We start from the raw sequence: 20,964 nt of genomic DNA on the forward strand, positions 1-20,964 counted from the left end.
CCGCAATCTATGCTTCCAGCGCATCCAGAAGCGCATTTCCAAACCGCTCCGGCGAATAACCCCCGCTAATCAGTTCTTTCCCCGCGTCCGAATGCTTCCGCCACAGCGCATCATCTTTCAGTAACGCCAGCAGTGCTTCGGCAAACTGGTCCGCGGTCTCCGCTAGAGACGCAACATCGTCCAGCCCGGCAATCCCCTCCGCGCCGACCGGCGTGGTGACGAGCGGCAGTCCATGATGCAGGGCTTCCAGCACCTTGTGTTTCACACCCGCCCCGAAGCGTAGCGGCACGGCGGCGACACGGGAGGTGGCGTAGAGCCGGGTAAGTTCTTCATCCGAGATAAAACCCGTGACGGTGACATCCGGACTGGCCAGCACACGGACTTCGGCAGCGGGTTTTGATCCGGCGAGGATCAGGCAGGCGTCCGGCATGTGCTGACGCACGAGCGGCATGATTTCCCGCACCAGCCAGAGGGCTGCATCGACATTGGGTGGGTGGCCAAAACCGCCGACGAAGAGAATGGTTTTACCGGGTGTAACGGGGCGTGCCGAGCGGTCCGGTGGGAAGCAGAACGGCACGATGGCGTGTGGCCTTGCGTTCGGAGCGAGTTTACGAACGAGGTCGGCTTCGTATTGCGACAGGTAGAGCACGGCATGGAACTGTGGCCACAGCCATGTCTCCAGACGTCGCATTGTGAGCGCGTCCTCTCGGGGGCGGCTGTCCCCCGTCACTTCGGCCTCGCGTTCCAGTCGCAGGAAGTGAATGTCGTGGCCGTAATAGGAGCGGCGTGCATCGGTGTTGAGCGCTACCTCCGGCAGGAAGGCGCGGGCGATGGTGGGACGCATGATCATGACATGATCGAGATCCGGGCCGTTTTCCCTGATCCACGCCGGAAAATCGTAGGGGCTGGTTTCGTCCAGAATCTCGACGCCCAGCCGTTCCAGCGCATGGGAGTAGGCGTTGCGCTGACGGTTTTCAGGCCAGAATTTCACCAGCCATCCGGCATCAGTCAGGGCATGGATCACATTCATTGTCGTGCGGGAGCCTGCGTCACGGTCGGGTTCGGGCACGTAATGGTCGATGATGAGAATGGTCCTGCGGTTCCGGGCATGGGATGCGGCGCGCAGAAAATGTGTTGCGGGTGGGAAATGTTCCGCCGCCAGCACGTCGTGCCAGCGTTCCAGCATCAGGCGCCGGTTGCGGACCTGATACGTCTTGATGCCGCTGGTCTCGTCCGTTCCGTGCGAAACGCCTTCATGGTGGATGACCGCTGAAGCGGGCTCGAACACCACGCGCAGCCCCGAGGCGCGGATGCGAAAGGCAAGGTCCGTGTCCTCGTAATAGGCGGGAGCGAAGGCTTCATCGAAGCCGCCGAGAGAGTCGAACAGATCGCGGCGCAGCATGATCGACGCGCCGGAGATGTAATCCACGTCACGCGGATAGCTGTAGGCGGCCTGGTCGGGATGCGGATCGTTGCGGCCGAAATTCCAGCCTGATCCATCGTTCCAGATGATGCCTCCCGCTTCCTGCAACCGCCCATCCGGATAGAGCAGTTTCGAGCCGGTCAGTCCGATGGTTTCGTCGGTTTTCAGGCGGGACAGAAGGGCGTCGAATGTGTGGGGCAGCACTTCCGTATCGTTATTGAGCAGATGGAGATACGTGCCGGATGCTGCTTTCTCCGCCTCGTTGCAATTCTTCAGAAAGCCCAGATTGTTGACACGCTCGATCAGCACCAGCCCCTCGATGGCGCGCAGGGTGGCGACAGCCGGATCGCCGGAGGCATCTTCCGCGACGATCACTTCGTAAGGGCAGGCTGGGGGATGCCGCATGATGGAACGCAGGCATTGCAGCGTGACGGGAACCTGACCGTAGCTCGGAATCACGATGCTCAGGACTGGAAAAGCATGGCGTGGAAACCGAAGAGGAGTAGGGTCTTCCGAACGGCGCGAAATGGCTCTGGCGCGACCGGAAGAGGGCTTCGCAGGAGGCTGTGCAGGCTCCTCTTCTCTGCAAAGAGGCTCTGATGCACGCGCCCGGAAGGACGGATGCAGACGGGCCGGAAACTGGCCGCTGGCAAGCTTCCGGCAGGAACGGGCTGCCTCGCGCAGAAGATGCTTCAGTCGCGGAGAATGTTCGAGGATTTTTCGGGCAGGGCTGGTCAGACGCCAGAACGTACTGTTCTCATAGGCCTGTATGCGGCGTCGCAAGTCTTCGATCGTGGCTTCCGAGCGCTCGAAAGCCGTAGCCCGGAGGCGAAGGCGGGTCAGTTCATCCTGCAATCCGCTTTCCGACGAGTGTGCCTGCTCGTCTTTTGCTGCGCCGGGTCTGGGATTGTTGGAAGAAAAAGACACTGCGGGGTCTGGCCTCGGAAACGGAAGCAGGCTTTCCGCTATCACCCGACTGAAAGTGCTGATGCGTCCGATGTCCGGTGAGGCTCAAGCCCTGTGTCTCCCTCCATACAGAGGGACGAGTCCAAAGGAAATGGATCGTTAATATATCGTTTCTGTCTGACAGCCCTGTGTCTCAGTTCGCCAGAGCGTCTTCCGGAACACGGGCGATGAGTTCCAGCTCGATTTCGATTTCCGGACGATCGAATTTTTCAACCACCAGCACCGTGATTGCGGGGCGGTTGTCACCGAGGGCATTGCTGGTGAAGCTGCCGCACGAGGAGAGCTTGCTGGCGTCCTTGACGAGGTAGACGACCCGGACGACATCCTGAAGCGAGGCCCCGCGTGACGAGAGGGCGGCGTCACCGGCCGAGAAGGCCAGCCGGCACTGGTCGCTGATGCGGGGTGGAAAATCTCCCGTCCGGGAATCAAACCCGCGCAGGCGGCGGACGCGCATTCCCTCGTGGGACTGTTCATAGCTTGGCTGGACAGTGTCGAGGCGCAACAGCGGGTCTGCGGACGTATTTTCTGGTCGATCATACCGGGTCCGCATGAGGGCTGTTGCTGCTTCCATTTCGGCTATCCTTTATGGTCGCGCCCGTTCGTGTGTTAAGACAAACCGGCGACACAAAATTGTCATAATCTGAAAAGAGCGGCAAAGAAAGATGTTTCTCTGGAGAAACGCTATTGAACCGTAACGATTTCGGAACGGAAGCGCCAGTGACGATCCGTGATGGCGTGAGGCGATTTCACGGCGGATGTGTCGCCCGACGCGGGCTGGGCGTGCTGATTCTGGGGGCGTCGGGCTCAGGCAAGTCCGACCTGCTGCTTCGGTTGCTGGCGCGTGGCTATGATCTGGTGGCCGATGACCGGATCGAGATGGAGGGGGAGCTTGTCCGGGCGCCCTGTGCCCTGCGCGGACTTGTCGAGGTGCGGGGCTGGGGCATCGTGCGGCGCTCTTTTGTACCGGAAGTCACGCCCTGTCTGACGGTGCGGTTGATCCGGCAGGGAGAGATGTTCTCCCGGCTGCCGGAGGAGGGACTGACAGACGGGGAAACGGGGCTGCCGGTTTTGACTCTGGATGGCATGATGGCCTCCGCGCCGGAGCGGATCGACATGGCGCTGGACTGTCTGGAAGGGCGAGCCTTTCTCCTGTCGCAGAGCGCCATGCTGGCCCGTGATGACTGAGAGCGACAAAAGTGTGTCAGACAGGCGGGAGCTTCTGGTATGGTGTGTCAGCAGTTGGAACGCGGCGTCCTTTCGACGTGCCGGGTGGTGTCTTGCAATGGGGCGCGCGGCCCTGAAATGCGATAGTATGTCGGTTCTGTCGTTCTGTTCTCCGTTATAGGATTTTGTCGGATTTCAATGGTGACGTCCCAGACTGCTGATGACCAGACTGCCGATGGGGTTCCAATGCGTCAGATCCTGCTTGTCACGGGTCTGTCGGGGGCAGGGAAATCCTCGATTCTCAGGATTCTGGAGGATCTTGGGCATGAAGTGATCGATAACCCGCCTCTCGGCATGCTGGATGAGATCGTGGCGCGCGGTGATCGGCCGCTTGCGATTGGCGTGGATTCCCGGACCCGGGATTTTGATACCTCGACCGTGCTGGAAGCGCTGGCGCGTCTGCGTATGAACCCGCATCTGCGGGCCGAGCTGATCTATGCGACGGCTGACGAAGCCACGCTTCTGCGCCGCTACACGGCGACCCGCCGCCGTCACCCCCTCGCGCCGCACGGCAGCGTGAAGGAAGGCATCGATTCGGAACGGGAACTGACCGGAAAGCTGCGGGCCAGCGCGGATATGGTCATCGACACGTCGGACCTCTCCGCCCCCGAACTGCGGCGTCTGATCGAGACACGCTATGGCACATGGCATAGCGGGCCGGATGAAGGGCTGACGGTCGTGCTGATGTCGTTCGCCTTTCCCGCCGGTCTGCCGCGAGAAGCGGACATGGTGTTCGACGCCCGCTTTCTGAGAAACCCGCATTATGATCCCGTGCTGGCGCCGCAGACCGGTCTCGATCGGCCGGTCGCCGCCTATGTCGAGGCTGATCCTGACTACGAGCCATTTCTGAATCAGATTTTCGGGATGCTGCGTCTGGTCATTCCGCGCTTCGTGCAGGAAGGCAAGAAATACGCGACCATCGCCGTGGGCTGTTCGGGCGGGCGTCATCGCTCTGTTACGTTGGTGGAGGCATTGGGCCGGAAACTGGCCGATATCTCCGACAGTCCGGGGGGCGAGGGGCCGGTGGCGGTCGTTCACCGGGAACTGGCGCGGCTCGGGATCGCCGGTCCGGGAGCCGCCGCCTGGCGCTGGGCGCGAAAGCCCGCTGATGACCGGGCTGACCTCCAGACGGATCTGGCGGAGCGGTTCGTAGATGTCTCCAGTGTGGACAACAGTAACGTGAATTCGGACGACAGGACGTCGGCGTCACAGTCCTTGGCGCGGGGAAACGCATGATCGGCATTGTACTGGTCACTCAGGGTGCTCTGGGTGTCGCCCTGCGGGAAACGCTTGAGCATGTCGTGGGACCGCAGGAAAGACTGGCGGCTGTCAGCATTGGCGCTGATGATGATCTGATGGCGCGGCGTCTGGAACTGGAAGCCTGTGTCGCCTGTGTCGATGATGGAGACGGGGTGATGCTTGTGACCGACATGTTCGGCAGCACGCCGTCCAACCTCGCCGTCGCGATGATGAAACCGGGGCGGATCGAGGTGCTGGGCGGGGCCAATCTGCCGATGCTGGTCAAGCTGGCGCAGATGCGCGACCTGCATACGCTTGAGGAATGCGCCACGGCGGCTGAGCAGGCGGCCCACAAATATATCAGCCGCGCTTCCCATCTTCCCCTGCAATGTCTGGACGGAGCGCGCCGTTGCTCCGAGGGTGCCGCTGGCGAACCGGTTCACATTTTTCTTCCCTTCTCTGACAAGGCCTGTCCTGAACCGCTCCCACCTGTGAGTCTGATCTCTGGGCGGAAGGTCGCTGTCGGCTGATGGAAACCTCTGAAATACCGCTGACCCGACCAGTTACAATCGTGAACGCCAAGGGGCTGCATGCCCGCGCCTCGGCGAAATTTGTTGCGGAAGCCGAGAAATGGAATGCCGAAGTGACAGTCACTTATGGCAGCGAAGTGGTGTCTGCCTGTTCCATCATGGGGCTCATGCTGCTGGGTGCTGGTGTTGGCGCGACCGTCACCCTTTCGGCGACAGGCGCACAGGCGCGGGAAGCGCTCGGGGCGCTGGAGGCTCTTGTCGGTAGCGGGTTTGGAGAAGATACTGAAACGGTCACTTTGGCGCGTTAGGGCCGTGGCTGTTCACACGGATTCATAAACGTCGCGATGCGTGATGATTGGACGGATATCCTGATTCGGCCAGACGTTTTCGTGCGGCCGGATACGGCTCTGATGAGGATGAGATGAACGCCCAGCGAAGTTCCGGTCGCGGAGAAGACCTCGCCAGAAGTGGAACTGATGAAGCGGGTGGCGAGTGTCTTCTGCATGGCGAGCCGATAGGCGCAGGCTATGCAATCGGTCCGGCGTTTGTGGTCGGAGAGGACCCTTCTCTGGAACCGGAAGCCCGGATCAGCCATCTGACGCGGGAGCAGGAACACGCCCGGTTCAGCGAAGCGGTCGAGCGTTCCATCGGCCAGTTGAAAAAACTCCAGAATCGCATCGCCCGGCTGCCGGAAGAAACGCAGGTCGAGATCGGGCCGATGCTGGAAGTCTATCAGCGTATGCTGGGGCCGTCCCGCCTGCAGAACGGCGTTGTCAGCCGTCTTGATGACGGCCTGACCGCCGAAGCCGCCGTCCATGAGGCGACGGCTGAACTGGCGGATCTGATGCTGGCGTCCAGCGAAGAAAGGCAGCTCGCCGGAGAAGATGCCGCCGCCGCTGAGCGCAGGGCGGGTGAGTTTCGGGAAATCGGTCGTCGCGTCATCCGTAATCTCATGCGGGAAGCCTTTCTGTCGCTGTCCAGCATGCCGGACGGCGCGATTCTGGTGGCGCATACACTCCGTCCCGCCGACGCCGCGCTGATTGATCCGGCCCGCGTTGCCGCCGTCGTCACCGAGGATGGTGGCACCACGGGGCATACGGCCATCATGCTGCGGGCTCTGGGCGTACCGGCCGTGCTGGCGGTCGAAGGGCTGCTCGATCAGGTGACTGACGGGGCCACTCTGGTCGTGGACGGTTATTCAGGCGGCGTCACGGTCGGTCCGTCTGCCCGCACTGTGCGGCAGGCGCGCAAGCAGGTCGCGGCCTATGCACAGGAGCGGCAGGAACTCGGCCGGATGCGGCGGCTGGCGTCACGCATGGCCAGCGGCGAGAAGATCAGCCTTCAGGCCAATCTGGAACTGCCTGCCGAACTGCCCCTGATCGCGCAGTCGGGCGCCGCCGGAATCGGCCTGTTACGGACAGAGTTCCTGTTTATCAACGCCGAGACGCTTCCTGATGAGGTGACGCAGTATGATATTTACGCTGCCATCGTCGCCACCATGGGGTCTGATCCGACGACCATTCGTGTGCTGGACTGGGGTGGAGAAAAGCAGGGAGAGGCGCTGATACGCGCCGGGATTGTCGGGCGTGATTCGGTCAATCCGGCTCTGGGTGTGCGGGGCATCCGGCTTCTGCTGGAATATCCCGATCTTCTGGAGACGCAGTTTGCGGCCATCCTGCGGGCAGCGGCGAAGGGGCCGGTGCGCGTGCTGCTGCCGATGGTCACGGCTGCTTCGGAAATCATCGCGGCTCGCGAGATTTACGAACGTGTGGCGCGGAGACTGAAGCGCAAGGGCATTGACACCGGCGAGACCCTGCCGCCGCTGGGTGTGATGATCGAAACTCCCGCTGCGGCCCTGACGGCGGGACATCTGGCGCAGCACGCTGATTTTCTGGCGATCGGATCAAACGATCTGACCATGTATACGCTTGCGGCTGACCGGGCGTCCTCGGAAGTTCTGGCGCTTTATAACCCGCTGCATCCCGCCGTCCTGAGAATGGTCAGCGAAGTCCTGTCAGCAGCTTTCCTTGAACGATGTCCCGTGTCCGTCTGCGGTGAAATCGCCGGTGATCCCCGTCTGACTCCTCTTCTGATCGGGCTTGGGTGTCGATCCTTTTCCATGTCGGCTTCGATGGTGCCGCGTGTGAAGCAGATCGTGCGGCAAAGCAGCTATAATGAATGCCGTCTGCTCGCCCGGAGGGTTCTGGCCGAAACGGATGTGGGGGAAATCGGACGCCTTCTCGACGCCTTTCAGCGAGGCTGATCGGTGTTAGGGCAACATCCGATCAGCCGGAATCCTCTGGCCGGGTGAAGGAGCTCGATAAACAATGAGTTAGAACGGCGCTGGTGCCCCAGTCTGAACGGACGCCGTTCTAAGTTCTGAAGTCGGGTGTCAGCCGGTACGCCATGAGACGGAAGACGCCGACAGCCAGCGACGAAAAGCGAGGACGCTCGCAAGCGGCGGAGACAGCGCAGCGTAAAAAGATGGGACATCCGACTCGGTCGTGAGATGCGTGTGGCTGTTCCGGGCAAGCTCATCGACGCCGGGCTGCGTCGCCGTCAGATGCGCGGCATGTCGCCAGAGTGCTGCGTTTGCCGGAGGTGTCAGCATGGGCAGGACCAGCGCGGCGTCAATGGAGGCCGCGTGGGCCGCCGCCTGATAGGCGGGAAAGAGCGGATGATCCGGCGCATGCCCCCGCAGGGCGGCAAACCGGCTGGCGAAATCGGGTATCCCGCCTGCTGCGTCCGTCGTCAGGGAAAACAGCGGTACAAAACCCTTCCCCTTCAGGGAGTCGAGCAGTTCCGGCGTGGCGCTCCCGGGCGACAGTTGGACCACATCCACTTCGCCACGTTGCAACGCATCGATGGCGGTGTCCCGTGTTGCCAGCCCGCTGACCGGGATGGCGCGCATCGACAGGATCGCCATTGCGAGGAGTGTCGGCAGTTCCGCTCCGGTGGGTGTCGTGACAGCCACGCGCACGGGCCTGTTCTGGAGCAGGGTCCGCAGGGAGCGACGGAAATCGACATGTCCCACAACCAGCGGAGAGCCGGTGACCAGCGCGACCGGCAGCCAGCGCTGGTAATCGAAATGCACGCGGGAATCGCCGGACAGGGCGGCGAGGATGGCCGTGCCGGGAACCAGAAGGGCATTGTCGCCGGATGCCTGTGCATCGAAAAGATTGGCCCCGGTGACTCCGTCCTGCCCCGCTACATTATGCAGGTTCAGTGGGCCGTCCGTCGGCAGCGTCGTTTCAAGGGAGGGCGCGAGGACGGGAGCCCAGCGCGCCGGGCCTGTGCCCGGACTGCCTGCGACGATCAGGGCTGGCGTGCCGATTGTCGGCGCCGGAATGGCGGCGGACGCCGCCTGAAGAAGTCCGTCAGTCTCGGAGCGGTCGGCAAAGGCGCGGGCTGTCATGAAGACGCCTGCGCCGGAACCTGCCAAGAGGCCGAGAGCCGCCTTCAGGAGCATCCGCCGGCTGTGACGCCGTGGAGGAACTCGTGAAAGGCAGGTATCGGATGGCAGGTCTTGTTCTGACAAAACTCGGAGATCTCCCTTAAAGATGGTCCGGGTAATATTTTCAGGAATATTACCACCATAAAGTTAAGGCCGTTCTGTGGCGATCAGGCCCGAAGGGTCAGGGCCACTTCACCTCGGGAGGCATGCTCATGAGGATCGCCTCCGTGTGACCGCCGGTTTTCAGGCCGAAAAGTGTTCCACGGTCCTGTAGCAGGTTGAATTCCACATAACGTCCGCGCCGGATCAACTGCTGCTCGCGCTGTTCCGGGGTCCACTGTTCCACCATGCGGGACCGCACGATGTTCGGGAAGGTTTCAAGGAAGGCCAGTCCCACATCTTTTGTAAAGGCGAAATCCATCAGCGGGTCGCCACTGTGGAGACGGTCGTAGAAAATGCCGCCCAGCCCGCGTGGCTCCAGACGGTGCGGCAGATAGAAGTATTTGTCGCACCAGGCCTTGAAGCGCGGGTAATATTCAGGATCGTGCTTTTCGCAGGCGAGACGGAAGCCATCATGAAAGATTGCTGCGTCGTCCTGCGCTTCCTCGCTTTCGGGGAACATGGGGGTGATATCACCGCCGCCGCCGAACCAGCCTTCCGTCGTGACGATCATCCGGGTGTTGAAATGGGCTGCCGGAACAACCGGGCTGCACATATGGGCGACCAGACTGATGCCGGTGGCGAAGAAGCGCGGATCTTCGGACGCGCCCGGGATCGACTTGCGGAACTCCGGGCTGAACTCGCCGGAGACGACCGAAACATTCACGCCGACTTTCTCGAACACGCGTCCGCGCATGACGCTCATGACGCCGCCGCCTTCGGTGTGGGCATCTTCCCCGGCTTCGCGGGTCCATGCCGTGCGTTCGAACCGTCCGGGGGCTGTGGAGCGTCCCGGCAGGGTAGGAGCGTTCTTCTCTGCGGCTTCCGTTTCAATACTCTCGAAAGCGGCGCAGATCCGGTCGCGCAGCGACTCAAACCATTGCTGCGCTTCCGGTTTCAGAGGTTCGTAATGCCGGGCGGCGGCAGAGGAAGGGGCGGTGGTGTCATCCATAACCGGATATCTCCTGATCCTGTCAGTGCGTCCTGTTGGGCCCCCCGGTCTGGTCCCCCGGTCTGGTCCATTGACCTGGCGCGTATGGGCTCGGCTCCGTGGCGGACGCGCAGAATGCGCCTATGGGGTGCGATATCCCGGCTGTGATTGCAAGAGGGCTTGTTTCGGGATGATGGCGCACCGGCGACATTCCGGATGCGGTCTCCCGACGCTCATGCTGGTCTTTGGCTCTTCCGCACGCAAACGAGGCGGAAGCCCCGCCAGTGGTCTGGCTCCAGACATGTATTCAGTCATTTCCCGGATAAATCATAAAGACATTTCTGATGAAGTTTTTTCAAAAACTTCAGGAGCGGCACCTTGCTCTGAAAACAGGTGACACAGGTCAGTTTTTGCTTTTGTGATTTAAGGCCAGTCCAGTATCAGAGCGAGCCAGAGTCAGGGCTTACCTCCCGCTCTTTCCATCAGGGGAAACCGGGATGCCTTCCTCTTCTTCCACATCCATGCCCAGGCTGGTTGAGCGGCTGGAGACCAAGGCCCGTGAGCTGGGCTTTCACGCCTTTGGAGTCTGCGCCGCCGATATCGGCGCGGAAGCCGGAGACCGCCTGCGGGAGATGATCGCGCAGGGGCATCATGGCACGATGTCGTGGCTGGCTGAACGGGTGGAGGCCCGGGCGCATCCCAACGGATTGTGGCCGGAAGCCCGCAGCGTGATTTCTCTTGGCCTGTCCTACGCGCCGGAGGGCGATCCTCTGGCCACGCTCGCCGACAGGGCATGCGGGAATATCTCGGTCTATGCCCGGAACCGCGATTATCACGACATTATAAAGGGTATGCTCAAGCATCTGGCGCAATATCTGGTCGCGGACATCCGCCGGGCCGGACTGGAGGCGGAAGTCAAGGTCTTTGTCGACACGGCGCCAGTGCCGGAAAAGCCTCTGGCTGAACGGGCCGGGCTGGGCTGGCAGGGGAAACACACCAACCTCGTGTCGCGCGATCATGGGAGCTGGCTGCTGCTCGGCGAAATCTACACGACACTCGAACTGACTCCGACAGCCCACCGTGCCGGTCAGTGCGGAAGCTGTACGCGCTGTCTCGAAGTCTGTCCGACGAACGCCTTTCCCACCCCCTACCGGCTGGACGCACGGCGCTGCATTTCCTATCTCACCATCGAACATGCTGGACCTATTCCTCACGAATTCCGGGAGACGATGGGCAATCATATCTACGGTTGCGATGACTGCCTGTCCGCCTGCCCCTGGAATCGCTTCGCCGAGGAATCGCGCGTGATGAAGCTGAAAGCGCGGGAAGACCTGATCGCACCCCGTCTGTCGGAACTGGCGGCGCTTGACGATGCGGGGTTCCGGGTTCTGTTTTCAGGTTCTCCGATCAAGCGGATCGGACGGAATCGCTTTGTGCGGAATGTGCTGATCGCCATTGGCAATTCAGGGGACAGCGGGATGCGCCCTGTTGCGGAACGGTTGCGCGATGATCCTGATCCGGTTGTGGCGGAGGCCGCAGACTGGGCGGCGGAACGGCTGGCGGGGCTGGCCAAGCACGTGGTTTCCTTTGAAAGTCCGGAATCATGACACGCCATCTTCTCAAGCGCAGCCTCATTCTTTCCGGGCATGGGACCAGTGTGGCGCTGGAACCGGAGTTCTGGGTTGTACTGGACGGGATGGCGCAGCAGCAGGGTCAGACAATCGGCAAGCTGGTGGAGAGCATTGACGGAAAACGTGATCCGAATCGTCCTCTGGCATCGGCTTTACGTGTTGCGGCGTTGCACGCTTCCAGATCAGATGCTGTTTCGTCTTTGGGACAGGATAGAGTCGCGCTGTCGTCTCCCGATCTGTGAAAGCTGACAGAAAAACCTCGCTCCATAAGGAAGAATGGTAAAATCTGTCCGGGACGGCACTCCCTGCCCAATCAGGAACGTGCAGTTTACCAAAATGAAGAACACCTCAATTTCTTATCTAGTTAACCATTCAGAAACACCGCTCCCCCTAGCGTCGGACGCTCGACGACAGAACACTTCAGACAGCATGACCTCAGATGAGAAATCCATGTCAGGGAATATTCTACGCCTGCCACATTGTCCCGAGGCCAGCCCGATGCTGATCTCCCATTCCCTGCTTCAGTTGGCGGATGTTGTCTGGCAGGCCGGTCTGCCGGGTCTTGCGAATGATCTGGTCGGTCTTGCCCACTCGGCCATTGACCGTTCTGCGGAAACGACGTCGTAAGGTGGGGAACTGACGGAATTTCGTGTCGTGTCGCGGGAGGCTGGCTGCCCTGATCACAAGGGGGCTTTAGTCCCCGCTGAAGTAAGGCTAGACTCTCTGCATGGCTATCTGGGGTAAACTGTTCGGAACCGTGGCTGGGTTTGCGGTGGGCGGACGAATGGGCGCGTTGCTGGGCGCGGCGCTCGGACATGCGGCTGATCGTGGATCCCTGCTGGAACCGCCGACAGGTGGATGGAGCGATCGCTGGGCAGCGCGCGCCGCCCCTGACCCCAACAGCGCCGCTGCCTTTGTCGCGGCCAAGCTTGCGGCAGTAACCGGCAAGAAAGACCAGTTGTACGCGCTTTGCACCGTTCTGCTCTGCGCCAAGCTTGCGAAATGCGATGCGCCGGTGAACCGCAAGGAAATCGACGCTTTCAAATCACGGCTCAGGATTCCGCCTGAAAACGCCTCGGAAGTCGGGCGTCTGTTTGATCTGGCCCGGCAGCGGACGGATGATTACGAACGCTTCGCCCGGGAACTGGGGCAGGCCTACCGCGATGATCAGCTCATGCTTGAGGATCTGCTTGGTGTGCTCTTTTTTGTCGCACGGGCAGATTGCGCCAGAGATGAAGCCCTGCACCCGGCTGAAATCAAATTCCTGAAAAACGTGCACAAGGCGTTTGGCCTGAGTGCCGGAGCCTGGAGCCGGGCTGAAGGAGGCCGTTCCCGTCCGGCCATGGCCGAAAACGCTGCCTATGATGTGCTGGGAGTTTCCATAGACGCGTCAAATGAGGAAATCCGGGCGACATGGCGGACACTGGTGCGCGCCAATCACCCGGATACTCTCTCGGCGCAAAATGCATCCCAGCCTGAAATTGACGCGGCTGTTGTGAGGATTTCCCGCATCAACGCGGCATGGGACGTCATCAAACGGGATCGTGGCCTCTAAAATCTGATTTTGATGGGGGCGCTTTTTCAAAAAGCTTCTCATCTAGTCAGGGTGTCAGTCTTCCACACGACCACCGCCATCAGCAGCACCCAGACGCCAGTAGCCTGCCGAACGGATGTGGTCGCGCGTCACGCCCTTGTCTTCGATGAGGAGTGTGCGGAGTTGTCGGACTGTGTCGATTTCAGCGCCGATCCAGATATGAAGATCGTCTGACGGCAGATCATGGTCTTGCAAAGCCTCCTGAAGAACAGTGGATTTTCCAGCCTCGACTCCGTTGCGGGGAAACCAGAGGATACGGGCGTCAGCCCGGCTCGCCAGTGGACGCTCTTCTTCCGCATCCGCGACCTCGATCATGGCCGTAACGCTCGTGCTTTCCGGCATTTCTTCCAGTCGACGGGCTATGGCGGGCAGCGCGGTCTGATCTCCGATCAGAAGATAATGCGCGTAATTTTCGGAAACGATGAAAGAACCTCTCGGACCGCCGATGCCAAGTGTCTGGCCGGGTTTGGCCTGAGCCGCCCATGTCGCCGCAGGTCCGTCGCCATGCAGGACGAATTCGATGGCAAGTTCATTTGTCTCAGGATTGAAAAAGCGTGGTGTATAGTCGCGCATGATCACGGATGATGAGGACGTGTGCATGGGGCGGCCGCCTGTATCCACATCCGGCAGGACGGGCATGTCCTGTCCGGGTTGCGGGAAGAACAGTTTGACATGATCGTCGGCGGCAGCCGAACTGAAATCATGCAGGTCATCGCCAGTAAAGATGATACGCCGCATCAGTGGTGAGAGCTGCTCGATCCGTGCGACCTGCGCCATACGCAGGCGCACGGGCTGGCGGACGCGCAGAGGCGTCCGGGACAGGGAGTTCATGTGTTTCTCCATTGAAAAAGTCTGGATTATTCAGGTTTTTTGAGAATTTCTGCCGTGGCGCGCCTGAGGATGTCGGTCATGCGTTTTCTTTCTTCTGGTCCGCATCCACGCTGACGCATCAGGGCCTGTTTGAAAGCATGTCGGGCTTCGTGAAATTCGTCGGAAGCGCGCGGGTCTGCATCATCAACGCCCGAGAAGGCGTCCCGCACCTCGCTCATGCGGCTGCCGATCCGCTTCAGGGTTTCGAGGATGCCGTCAGCCTGTTCCCGGTTTGCTTCGAGAAACGCCTTGCCTTCATCAGTCAGCGTATAGAGCTTGCGGTTACCCTCAGGAGAGGATGTAACCTGCCCGGTTTCATCAAGGTAGGTCAGGGCAGGATAAACCATGCCCGGGCTCGGCGCGTAAAAACCGCCGGATTTTTCTTCAAGAAGACGGATCAGCTCGTAGCCGTGCGCGGGCTGGGTTGCCATGAGCGCCAGAAGGACCAGTTGCAGTTCGCTGGAGCTGAGTTTGCGTCCGGCAGGGAAATCACCTCTGCCGAAGCCATGACGGGAGCCATCACCGAACCGGCGGCGACCTGTGGGGTGTTCACCATCGGCATGGCGGGAAGGACGATGTCTGGATGTATGATCTTTAAACATATCTTACGATACATATATCTTAAGATATAAATCAAGACTATTCTGGTGACATTCTGTTTTTAAATATTGCAAAAAGTAACATATATGTTTTGCCGGTCTCGCTGGCCCGTCGCAGGAGAACCGCTCGGCGGACGACTCACCCACTGGCTGCGGGCGACCGGGACGGCTTCAGACGGAAGCGAGGCAGGTGTCGTAAATTGTCCGCCACCGGTCGATCACGACTCTGGGTGTAAAACCATGCTCGTAATCGGCAAGGCCTCCGGAGACGATCCGGTCTCTCAGCGTGCTGTCATCCAGTACGGACCGGATAGCGCCGACCAGAGCGGGAAGATCGTCGATCGGTGTCAGCATGCCGTTTTCGCCGGTGCGAATGTAAGCGCGAGGCCCTGCGGCGGCGCAGGCCACCAGAGGTGTTTTTGTGGACCAGGCATCAAGAATGACGGTGCCGAACGGCTCGTAGCGCGAGGGAAGAACACAAATGTCGGATGCGGCCAGAAGCGCGCCGCGATCGGTCCGCCACCCCGCGAAGCGAATCCGGTCGATCACGCCTTCCTGTCTCGCCTGCTCTTCCAGTGCGGCGCGTAACGGACCTTCCCCCGCCATCCAGAGATAACAGTCCGGCAGCTCCCGCATGGCGGAGATGAGGGTTTCCAGTCCCTTCGCCTCATGCAGACGTGAGAGTGTCAACAGAATGCGGGCATCCTGCGGAGTATCGAGGGCTGCGCGGGGAAGCGGTGGTTCCGGCGTGACCGAGGAAAAGGTCGGGGCTGAAAATATGCGGCCCGTTGTGGTGGCGCTGTCCACAGGATGCCAGTCCGGATTGGTGCGCATGCGCTCCGCGATATCCGGCGTGCAGCCCACAAGATGCGTGCAGTGGGCATAGGGTTTGAGGTCGCGGTAGTTGCCGAACCAGCCGATGACGGGACGTCTGCCGGAAAGATGGCTGGCGTTGGCGGGCATGCTCGCAGCGGCGCGTCGCATCCAGCAATGGACGATGGAAGGCTCAAGGCGACGGATAAGCTGGGTCATGCGCCACTTTCTCCACAGCGGGAAACGCGGCTTCAGCGTATCGGTGTCGATGGTCAGGCCTGCATCGGCCAGTTCCTTCAGACGGGGAGAGTCGGGGTGGAGGACGACGGTCTGCCGGATGCCGGCCCTGTGCAGACCCAGCATGACGTCGGTGGAGTACAGTTCGGCGCCGCCGTGGCCGCGTGCCGCCATGACCTGCAGAATGTGCGGAACGTCCCTCACATCACCTCCTTCAAAACTGTTTCGGGTGACATATCTGCCTGATGGAGAAAAAACGAAAGATGAAATATTTGTAACGAATCCGGAATAAGAAGCCTTTCCATGGCTGTCCGGCATTTACGCCGGGTGAACTCCCTGTCCGGAAGCGGTTTTTCGAATAAATTGACATGAATGTTATTGCGAGGCGTTCTCATTATCTGTTAGCCTGTATGCGTGTTGAGGCTATGAGGCACGTGGATGTATATCTGCTCCTGTAACGGGCTGACCGATCACGATGTAAGCGCTGCGGTGGAAGCCGGAGCGACGCGACCCGTAGAGGTTTATGCGGCCCGGAAATGCCGGGCCCAGTGCGGCAACTGCGTCAAGGGCGTCGTCTGTCTTCTCCGCGAGGCGCTGAAGCAGCGTAAGGCCTCCGCAGCCGTCATGGCGTCCATGGAGCTTGCGGCGCAGCAGGAGCTTTCCCGCGCCGTCGCCTGACAGTTTCCGTTTTTCATTTTGCAGAATGCAACAAAGGCAGGGAGTGAAAACTCCCTGCCTTTGTTTTTTTGCTCAGATGCTCGGAGTTGCTGAAGATTCGGGCCGCATAGCAGGCATAAAAAGGGGGGGTGGGACGTATCCCACCCCCCTTGGGTAATGAAGATCAGAAAGCGGCCTGCACACGGGCAGCGACGGAGTTTCCGTTGCGGCCTGCGATGTTGACCAGACCGTCGTTCTTGGTCCGCTGGTCGATGAAGTGGTTATAGTCCAGCATCACGCGGAAGTGACGGTTCGGATACCAGTTCAGACCACCCGACCAGACGATCTGATTGCCGCCGCGGACGCCTGTGGAGGAGTTGGGCTGGCTGTTGAGGTCCGTTTCACTGTAACGACCGGTGATTTCAAGAGCGCCCCAGTGGCCGGTTGCTGGGTTGAACTCCTGACTTTCTTTCACACCCGGAGCCGCGAAAGCGCCTTCCTTGTAGTTATAGGCGCGTGGCGTGCCGAACAGGGTGTAGTTCGCGGCCACATACCAGCCGCCAAAGTTCAGGTTGTCGAGCGACTGGCCTGAAGCGTTACGCGAGCGGTTGACACCAATATGGTAGTATTCGCTCTTGATAACGAGGCTTTTCCAGCGAAGACCGACTTCAGGACCGGCAGCCCAGACCTGAGAGACATTGGTGATCGCGCCGGTGCCGAGCAGGCTGTCTTCGCCAAGATTGACTTCAGGACGCTGGCTGAGCGTGAAGGAACGGCCATGCGTGCCATTGTTCGGCTTGAAAGCCGAGATGGCGGAAAGGCCGAGATGCAGATCCCAGTCCTTGGTTGCGACAGGACGACCTGCGACACGGAAGGTGCCGCCCGTCTGGCTGTCGCTGACCGCGCCGTCACCGCCGTAATAACCGCTGGCGTTACGTCCGCCGAACTGCTGACCCGTGAAGTAGGCGCCAATCCACCAGCGCTTTTCATAGTGCAGACCACCGATCGAGAAGCGTGCGTCGCTGGCTGCGATATTACGCACGATATCGGTGATGCCCGGACGCTCCATGAACTCGAATTCGTTCGAGCTTTCGGAATCTTCTTCCGTCACGCGCGGCTGGAAGTAACCGACCGTCAGGATGGTGTTGCGCAGACCGGCGTAGTTCAGGTTCGCTTCGTAAAGACCGACGGTGCCGTCGTTGTTGCCTGCACCGAAGTCAGGCGTGATGTTGGCGACCCAGTCCTTGTAGCGGAAGGTGAACGGGATACGCAGACGGCGTGCGTTCGACGTGAAGCTGTTGAACTTGCCCTTGGCTTCACCCGCTCTGGGGCTCACGCCCATGAAGCCACCGAAGTCTTCATGGAAAGCCAGACCGATCGAGAAGGCATACTTGCCGTCTTCGGACTGGAGGGTCGGGCGGCCATTCGGGAAGCCGATCTTCATGCCGCCGACCTGCACGACTTCTGTGTCGGCAGAAGCGCGCTTGAAGTCTTCCCACGAGCTGGTGATGCCGCGATCGGAAGCCGGACGACCATCGCCTGAGGCGTGGTAGTTGATTTTGGCCTGCTGATTGAAACCGATGCCGGCTTCCGGAGCGCCGTTATAATCGTTCGGAGTGTGGGCTGCTGCGTGGGCATTCCGCCATGAATGAGCCTCGCCGCGATCTGAAGCCGGACGACCATCATGGTTGGTCGGGAACGTGTTCCGGTGGCGCAGTTCGGAGCGCATGCTCAGCATCTCATGGCGCATTTCGGCCATTTCGCGACGCAGGGCTGCAACTTCCGCGCTGTCAGACGTTGCAGCATGTGCGGGGGACACTGACAGGGCTGATGCTCCGCTCAGTACTGTCAGTGAAAGAAGGAGGAAACGGGAGGACAGGGTCATCTCTCTCTTGATCCGGAGCCGTGGGATGACGTCCTGTTAATCTCTGCTCATGGAAAACGGCGTGAAGCTTGAATGACACACAGATTGCAGTTTTATTTCACTGGCGGATTTCTGCGGTTTCTAGCGGTATAACGAGCCGCTTTCAGGCGTGTGGACACACTCCCCGCCGACCCATGTGGCCGAAATGCAACGCTCATCGCCTAGGGTCATCAGGATAAAAAGCAGTTCTTCAACGCTTTCACAGCGGGAAGCCCTGTAATCGAGCAGGGGAAAGGCGTGGGGATCAAGCACGCACAGGTCAGCCTCCATTCCGGGAGCAAGTGTGCCGATTCTGTTTTCCAGATGCAGCGAACGCGCTCCTCCGGCGGTCGCCAGCCAGAAAGCCTGCACCGGATGCAGCGAATGTCCCGTCAGTTGTGCGACCTTGTAGGCTTCTCCCAGAGTCCGGAGTTGGGAGAGGGAAGTGCCTGCGCCGACATCGGTGCCAAGCCCTACCCGCACAGGACGCCGGGGAGACAGGGCTTCGAAAAGCCTGAAAAGACCGCTGCCAAGAAACAGATTGGAAGTCGGGCAGTGCGCAAGGCTCGCGGCGCTTTCATGGCAACGGCAGAACTCCTTTTCGCCGATATGCACGCCGTGGCCGAAGATGCTGCGGGGACCGACCAGCCCGGCGTGATCATAGACATCGAGATAGGATGAGCGCTCAGGAAACAGACGGGCGACGGTCTCGATTTCGTGCAGGTTTTCGGACAGATGCGTCTGCATGTAGAGCCCGTCATGCTGGCGGAGCAGATGACCGGCGGCTTCAAGCTGTTCGGGGGTGCTGGTAATGGCGAACCGTGGCGTGACGGCGTAGGACAGCCGTCCTTTGCCGTGCCAGCGTCCTATGAGCGCCGCCGAGTCGTCATAGCCCGTCCGCACCGAATCCCGCAGGGTGTCGGGCGCATTGCGATCCATCAGCACCTTGCCTGTGATCATGCGTGCGCCGATCCGCCCGGCCTCGGTGAAGAAGGCGTCCACGGACTGGGGGTGGACCGTACAGTAGACGGCGGCAGTGGTTGTTCCGGCGCGCAGCAGTTCGCCGAGGAACCGTCTGGCGGTGTCCTGCGCCACGGCCGGGTCTGCAAACGCGGCTTCCGCGGGGAAGATATACTGGTCCAGCCATTCCAGAAGCTGCTGCCCCCATGATGCGATGACCGGTAACTGGGGATAATGGACATGCGTGTCGATGAAGCCCGCCGAGATCAGGGCGTCACCGTAAGAGACGACAGTCGTTTCTTTCTCAAGTCTGTCACGGAGTGTTGTGTAGGCGCCGACCTGCGTGATCAGGCCGCCTTTCATGATGACCAGCCCGTCTTCCTCAACCAGCAGGGCTTCGGAGGGAGGGACGATGAAGGGATTATCCCGGAAGGTGACGATACGGCCACGAACTGCGGTCTGAGTGTGGCTTGATGTCATGCGGGCGCTCCCTGTGTGATGCCCGGACTGGCGTGAGCGGTCCTATGCGGGCGGCTGTCAGAGGATAGGAAGTTTTTCATTCAATAGGGAATGCGGGTGTTCCATGCGTGCGTGTCGATAGTCTGGAAGCGGACATGGCGGTATGGGGGAAGAATGTGGCGGCGCGGCCTGTTTTCCGTGTCTTTTCATCCTTGGAGAGGGCGAGATGAAGCGGATCTGGCGGCGACTGAATGAGAGGCGTTCTTCCTCGTTTCGCGAGACGCAACGGGACGAACGGCATGAAACCAGAGTGCATGCGCCGCCTGTAGGCGGAGCATCCGGAAAGACGAAAAGGCACGTCTCCACAAAGGAAGCGATACGTCGCTTTCGCACGCATGCTTTTGATGAAAAAAAACATGCCGATGTGGTGCGTCTGGGTGTGAAGGACGCGTTGTGGTCTGACCTGTATCACCATGCTCTGACGGCTAGCTGGATGGCTTTCACTTTCTGGGCGTTCATGTCCTATGTGCTGGTGAATCTGCTGTTCGCCCTGCTGTATGCGCTGGTTCCCGGCGAAGTGACGGGTTCGCACCCGCTGTCATTTCTGGACCTGTTCTTTTTCAGCGTGCAGACGCTCTCGACTGTCGGGTATGGCGGCATGGTGCCGAGCGGTGTCGTCGCCAATGTGATCGTGTCGTTCGAGGTGTTGCTGGGCATGATGGTCAATGCGCTGGCCGCGGGCGCCGTCTTCGCCCGGATTGCCCGTCCCCGGGCGCGGATCATCTTCAGCGACAGAGCAGTCATTTCGGATGAAAACGGTGTTCCCGCCCTGTGTATCCGTATCGCCAACTGCCGTCGCAGCCTGATCCTGTCCGTTGATGCTGAAGTTGCGCTATCCCGCCTGATCGTCACGCATGATGGCCATCTTGAACGGCGTTTCGAACCGCTGACCCTTGTGCAGGCGCATGTGCCGGTACTGCGTTTTGCGTTTGTGCTGGCGCATGTCGTGACGGAAGTAAGCCCACTGCACCGATATTCGCTGGAAGAGCTGAAGGCGGAAGAAGCCGAGATTATTGTGACGGTCACGGGAACGGATGAGGCCATGGGGCAGACGGTGTTCGCCCGGACGGCCTATGCGTTTGACAAGGTCCTGCACAATCACCGGTTTGTGGACATCATTCACACGCGGCCGAGTGGCGGTCTGTCTGTCGATTATTCAAGATTTCACGATATCGAGGCCCATATTCCGCCTCGGGACTGAGCGGGATACGAAGCCGTTCTGATCCGGAGCCATGCTTTTACAAGCAACAGGGAA

Annotated in this window: 20 protein-coding genes; 11 read left to right on the top strand and 9 right to left on the bottom strand. The window is 60.4% G+C overall.

What is annotated here, in order from left to right:
• Positions 1–7: 7 nt before the first annotated feature.
• Complete coding sequence (locus LKE90_RS15530) at positions 8–2,350, bottom strand: glycosyltransferase (protein WP_291491409.1); 2,343 nt, start codon at positions 2,348–2,350, stop codon at positions 8–10.
• 172 nt (positions 2,351–2,522) lie between these two features.
• A complete protein-coding gene (locus tag LKE90_RS15535) occupies positions 2,523–2,960 on the bottom strand; it encodes a Rid family hydrolase (RefSeq protein ID WP_291491408.1) in 438 nt (145 codons plus the stop codon).
• Between the two features lie 113 nt (positions 2,961–3,073).
• On the opposite strand from LKE90_RS15535, the gene LKE90_RS15540 reads away from it, so the two are divergent.
• The 5 genes from LKE90_RS15540 (at position 3,074) to ptsP (ending at position 7,645) form a co-directional block, all read left to right on the top strand.
• Positions 3,074–3,574, top strand: a complete 501-nt coding sequence (locus LKE90_RS15540) for an HPr kinase/phosphorylase (RefSeq protein ID WP_291491406.1) — start codon at positions 3,074–3,076, stop codon at positions 3,572–3,574.
• 177 nt (positions 3,575–3,751) lie between these two features.
• Positions 3,752–4,849: an RNase adapter RapZ gene (gene rapZ, locus LKE90_RS15545; protein WP_291491405.1), complete on the top strand. Its 1,098-nt coding sequence runs from the start codon at positions 3,752–3,754 to the stop codon at positions 4,847–4,849.
• Positions 4,846–5,382, top strand: coding sequence for a PTS sugar transporter subunit IIA (locus LKE90_RS15550; RefSeq protein WP_291491404.1), 537 nt, complete (start codon positions 4,846–4,848; stop codon positions 5,380–5,382). Before rapZ ends, LKE90_RS15550 begins: the two co-directional genes overlap by 4 nt.
• Complete coding sequence (locus LKE90_RS15555; RefSeq protein WP_291491403.1) at positions 5,382–5,690, top strand: HPr family phosphocarrier protein; 309 nt, start codon at positions 5,382–5,384, stop codon at positions 5,688–5,690. The genes LKE90_RS15550 and LKE90_RS15555 overlap by 1 nt, the downstream gene beginning before the upstream one ends.
• Before the next feature lie 113 nt (positions 5,691–5,803).
• Complete coding sequence (gene ptsP, locus LKE90_RS15560; RefSeq protein WP_291491402.1) at positions 5,804–7,645, top strand: phosphoenolpyruvate--protein phosphotransferase; 1,842 nt, start codon at positions 5,804–5,806, stop codon at positions 7,643–7,645.
• Positions 7,646–7,774: 129 nt separating this feature from the next.
• Here the strand turns inward: ptsP and LKE90_RS15565 are convergent, their stop codons facing one another.
• Entirely contained in the window at positions 7,775–8,851 is a 1,077-nt protein-coding gene (locus LKE90_RS15565; RefSeq protein ID WP_291501558.1) for a hypothetical protein, read from the bottom strand.
• 166 nt (positions 8,852–9,017) lie between these two features.
• Complete coding sequence (gene hemF, locus LKE90_RS15570; protein ID WP_291491400.1) at positions 9,018–9,947, bottom strand: oxygen-dependent coproporphyrinogen oxidase; 930 nt, start codon at positions 9,945–9,947, stop codon at positions 9,018–9,020.
• Between the two features lie 476 nt (positions 9,948–10,423).
• On the opposite strand from hemF, the gene queG reads away from it, so the two are divergent.
• From queG to LKE90_RS15590, 4 genes are all read left to right on the top strand, one after another.
• On the top strand, positions 10,424–11,533 hold the full coding sequence (gene queG / locus LKE90_RS15575) for a tRNA epoxyqueuosine(34) reductase QueG (protein WP_291491398.1): 1,110 nt from the start codon (positions 10,424–10,426) through the stop codon (positions 11,531–11,533).
• Entirely contained in the window at positions 11,530–11,799 is a 270-nt protein-coding gene (locus LKE90_RS15580; RefSeq protein WP_291491397.1) for a ribbon-helix-helix domain-containing protein, read from the top strand. The genes queG and LKE90_RS15580 overlap by 4 nt, the downstream gene beginning before the upstream one ends.
• Before the next feature lie 208 nt (positions 11,800–12,007).
• Positions 12,008–12,184, top strand: coding sequence for a hypothetical protein (locus LKE90_RS15585; RefSeq protein ID WP_291491396.1), 177 nt, complete (start codon positions 12,008–12,010; stop codon positions 12,182–12,184).
• 100 nt (positions 12,185–12,284) lie between these two features.
• Positions 12,285–13,112, top strand: a complete 828-nt coding sequence (locus tag LKE90_RS15590) for a TerB family tellurite resistance protein (RefSeq protein ID WP_291491395.1) — start codon at positions 12,285–12,287, stop codon at positions 13,110–13,112.
• 54 nt (positions 13,113–13,166) lie between these two features.
• Here LKE90_RS15590 and LKE90_RS15595 read toward each other — a convergent pair whose 3' ends face one another.
• The 3 genes from LKE90_RS15595 to LKE90_RS15605 all read right to left on the bottom strand — a co-directional run bounded on the left by LKE90_RS15595 (position 13,167) and on the right by LKE90_RS15605 (position 15,844).
• Positions 13,167–13,982, bottom strand: coding sequence for a siderophore-interacting protein (locus tag LKE90_RS15595; protein WP_291491394.1), 816 nt, complete (start codon positions 13,980–13,982; stop codon positions 13,167–13,169).
• Between the two features lie 26 nt (positions 13,983–14,008).
• Positions 14,009–14,623: a PadR family transcriptional regulator gene (locus LKE90_RS15600; protein WP_291491393.1), complete on the bottom strand. Its 615-nt coding sequence runs from the start codon at positions 14,621–14,623 to the stop codon at positions 14,009–14,011.
• A 168-nt stretch (positions 14,624–14,791) separates the two neighbouring features.
• Entirely contained in the window at positions 14,792–15,844 is a 1,053-nt protein-coding gene (locus LKE90_RS15605) for a glycosyltransferase (protein WP_407066048.1), read from the bottom strand.
• Between the two features lie 264 nt (positions 15,845–16,108).
• Between LKE90_RS15605 and LKE90_RS15610 the strand changes: the two genes are divergently transcribed.
• Complete coding sequence (locus tag LKE90_RS15610; RefSeq protein WP_291491390.1) at positions 16,109–16,348, top strand: (2Fe-2S)-binding protein; 240 nt, start codon at positions 16,109–16,111, stop codon at positions 16,346–16,348.
• 163 nt (positions 16,349–16,511) lie between these two features.
• Here the strand turns inward: LKE90_RS15610 and LKE90_RS15615 are convergent, their stop codons facing one another.
• Both LKE90_RS15615 and guaD read right to left on the bottom strand, forming a co-directional pair.
• Positions 16,512–18,212 carry an OprO/OprP family phosphate-selective porin gene (locus tag LKE90_RS15615; protein ID WP_291491389.1) on the bottom strand — a complete coding sequence of 567 codons (1,701 nt, stop codon included), beginning with the start codon at positions 18,210–18,212 and terminating at the stop codon, positions 16,512–16,514.
• A 120-nt stretch (positions 18,213–18,332) separates the two neighbouring features.
• Positions 18,333–19,670: a guanine deaminase gene (guaD, locus tag LKE90_RS15620; RefSeq protein WP_291491388.1), complete on the bottom strand. Its 1,338-nt coding sequence runs from the start codon at positions 19,668–19,670 to the stop codon at positions 18,333–18,335.
• 187 nt (positions 19,671–19,857) lie between these two features.
• Between guaD and LKE90_RS15625 the strand changes: the two genes are divergently transcribed.
• The gene (locus LKE90_RS15625) at positions 19,858–20,910 is read left to right on the top strand and encodes an ion channel (protein WP_407066047.1); all 1,053 of its coding nucleotides are present in this window, start codon (positions 19,858–19,860) and stop codon (positions 20,908–20,910) included.
• Positions 20,911–20,964: the final 54 nt, after the last annotated feature.

This window comes from Acetobacter sp. (assembly GCF_022483985.1).
Classification (GTDB): domain Bacteria; phylum Pseudomonadota; class Alphaproteobacteria; order Acetobacterales; family Acetobacteraceae; genus Acetobacter.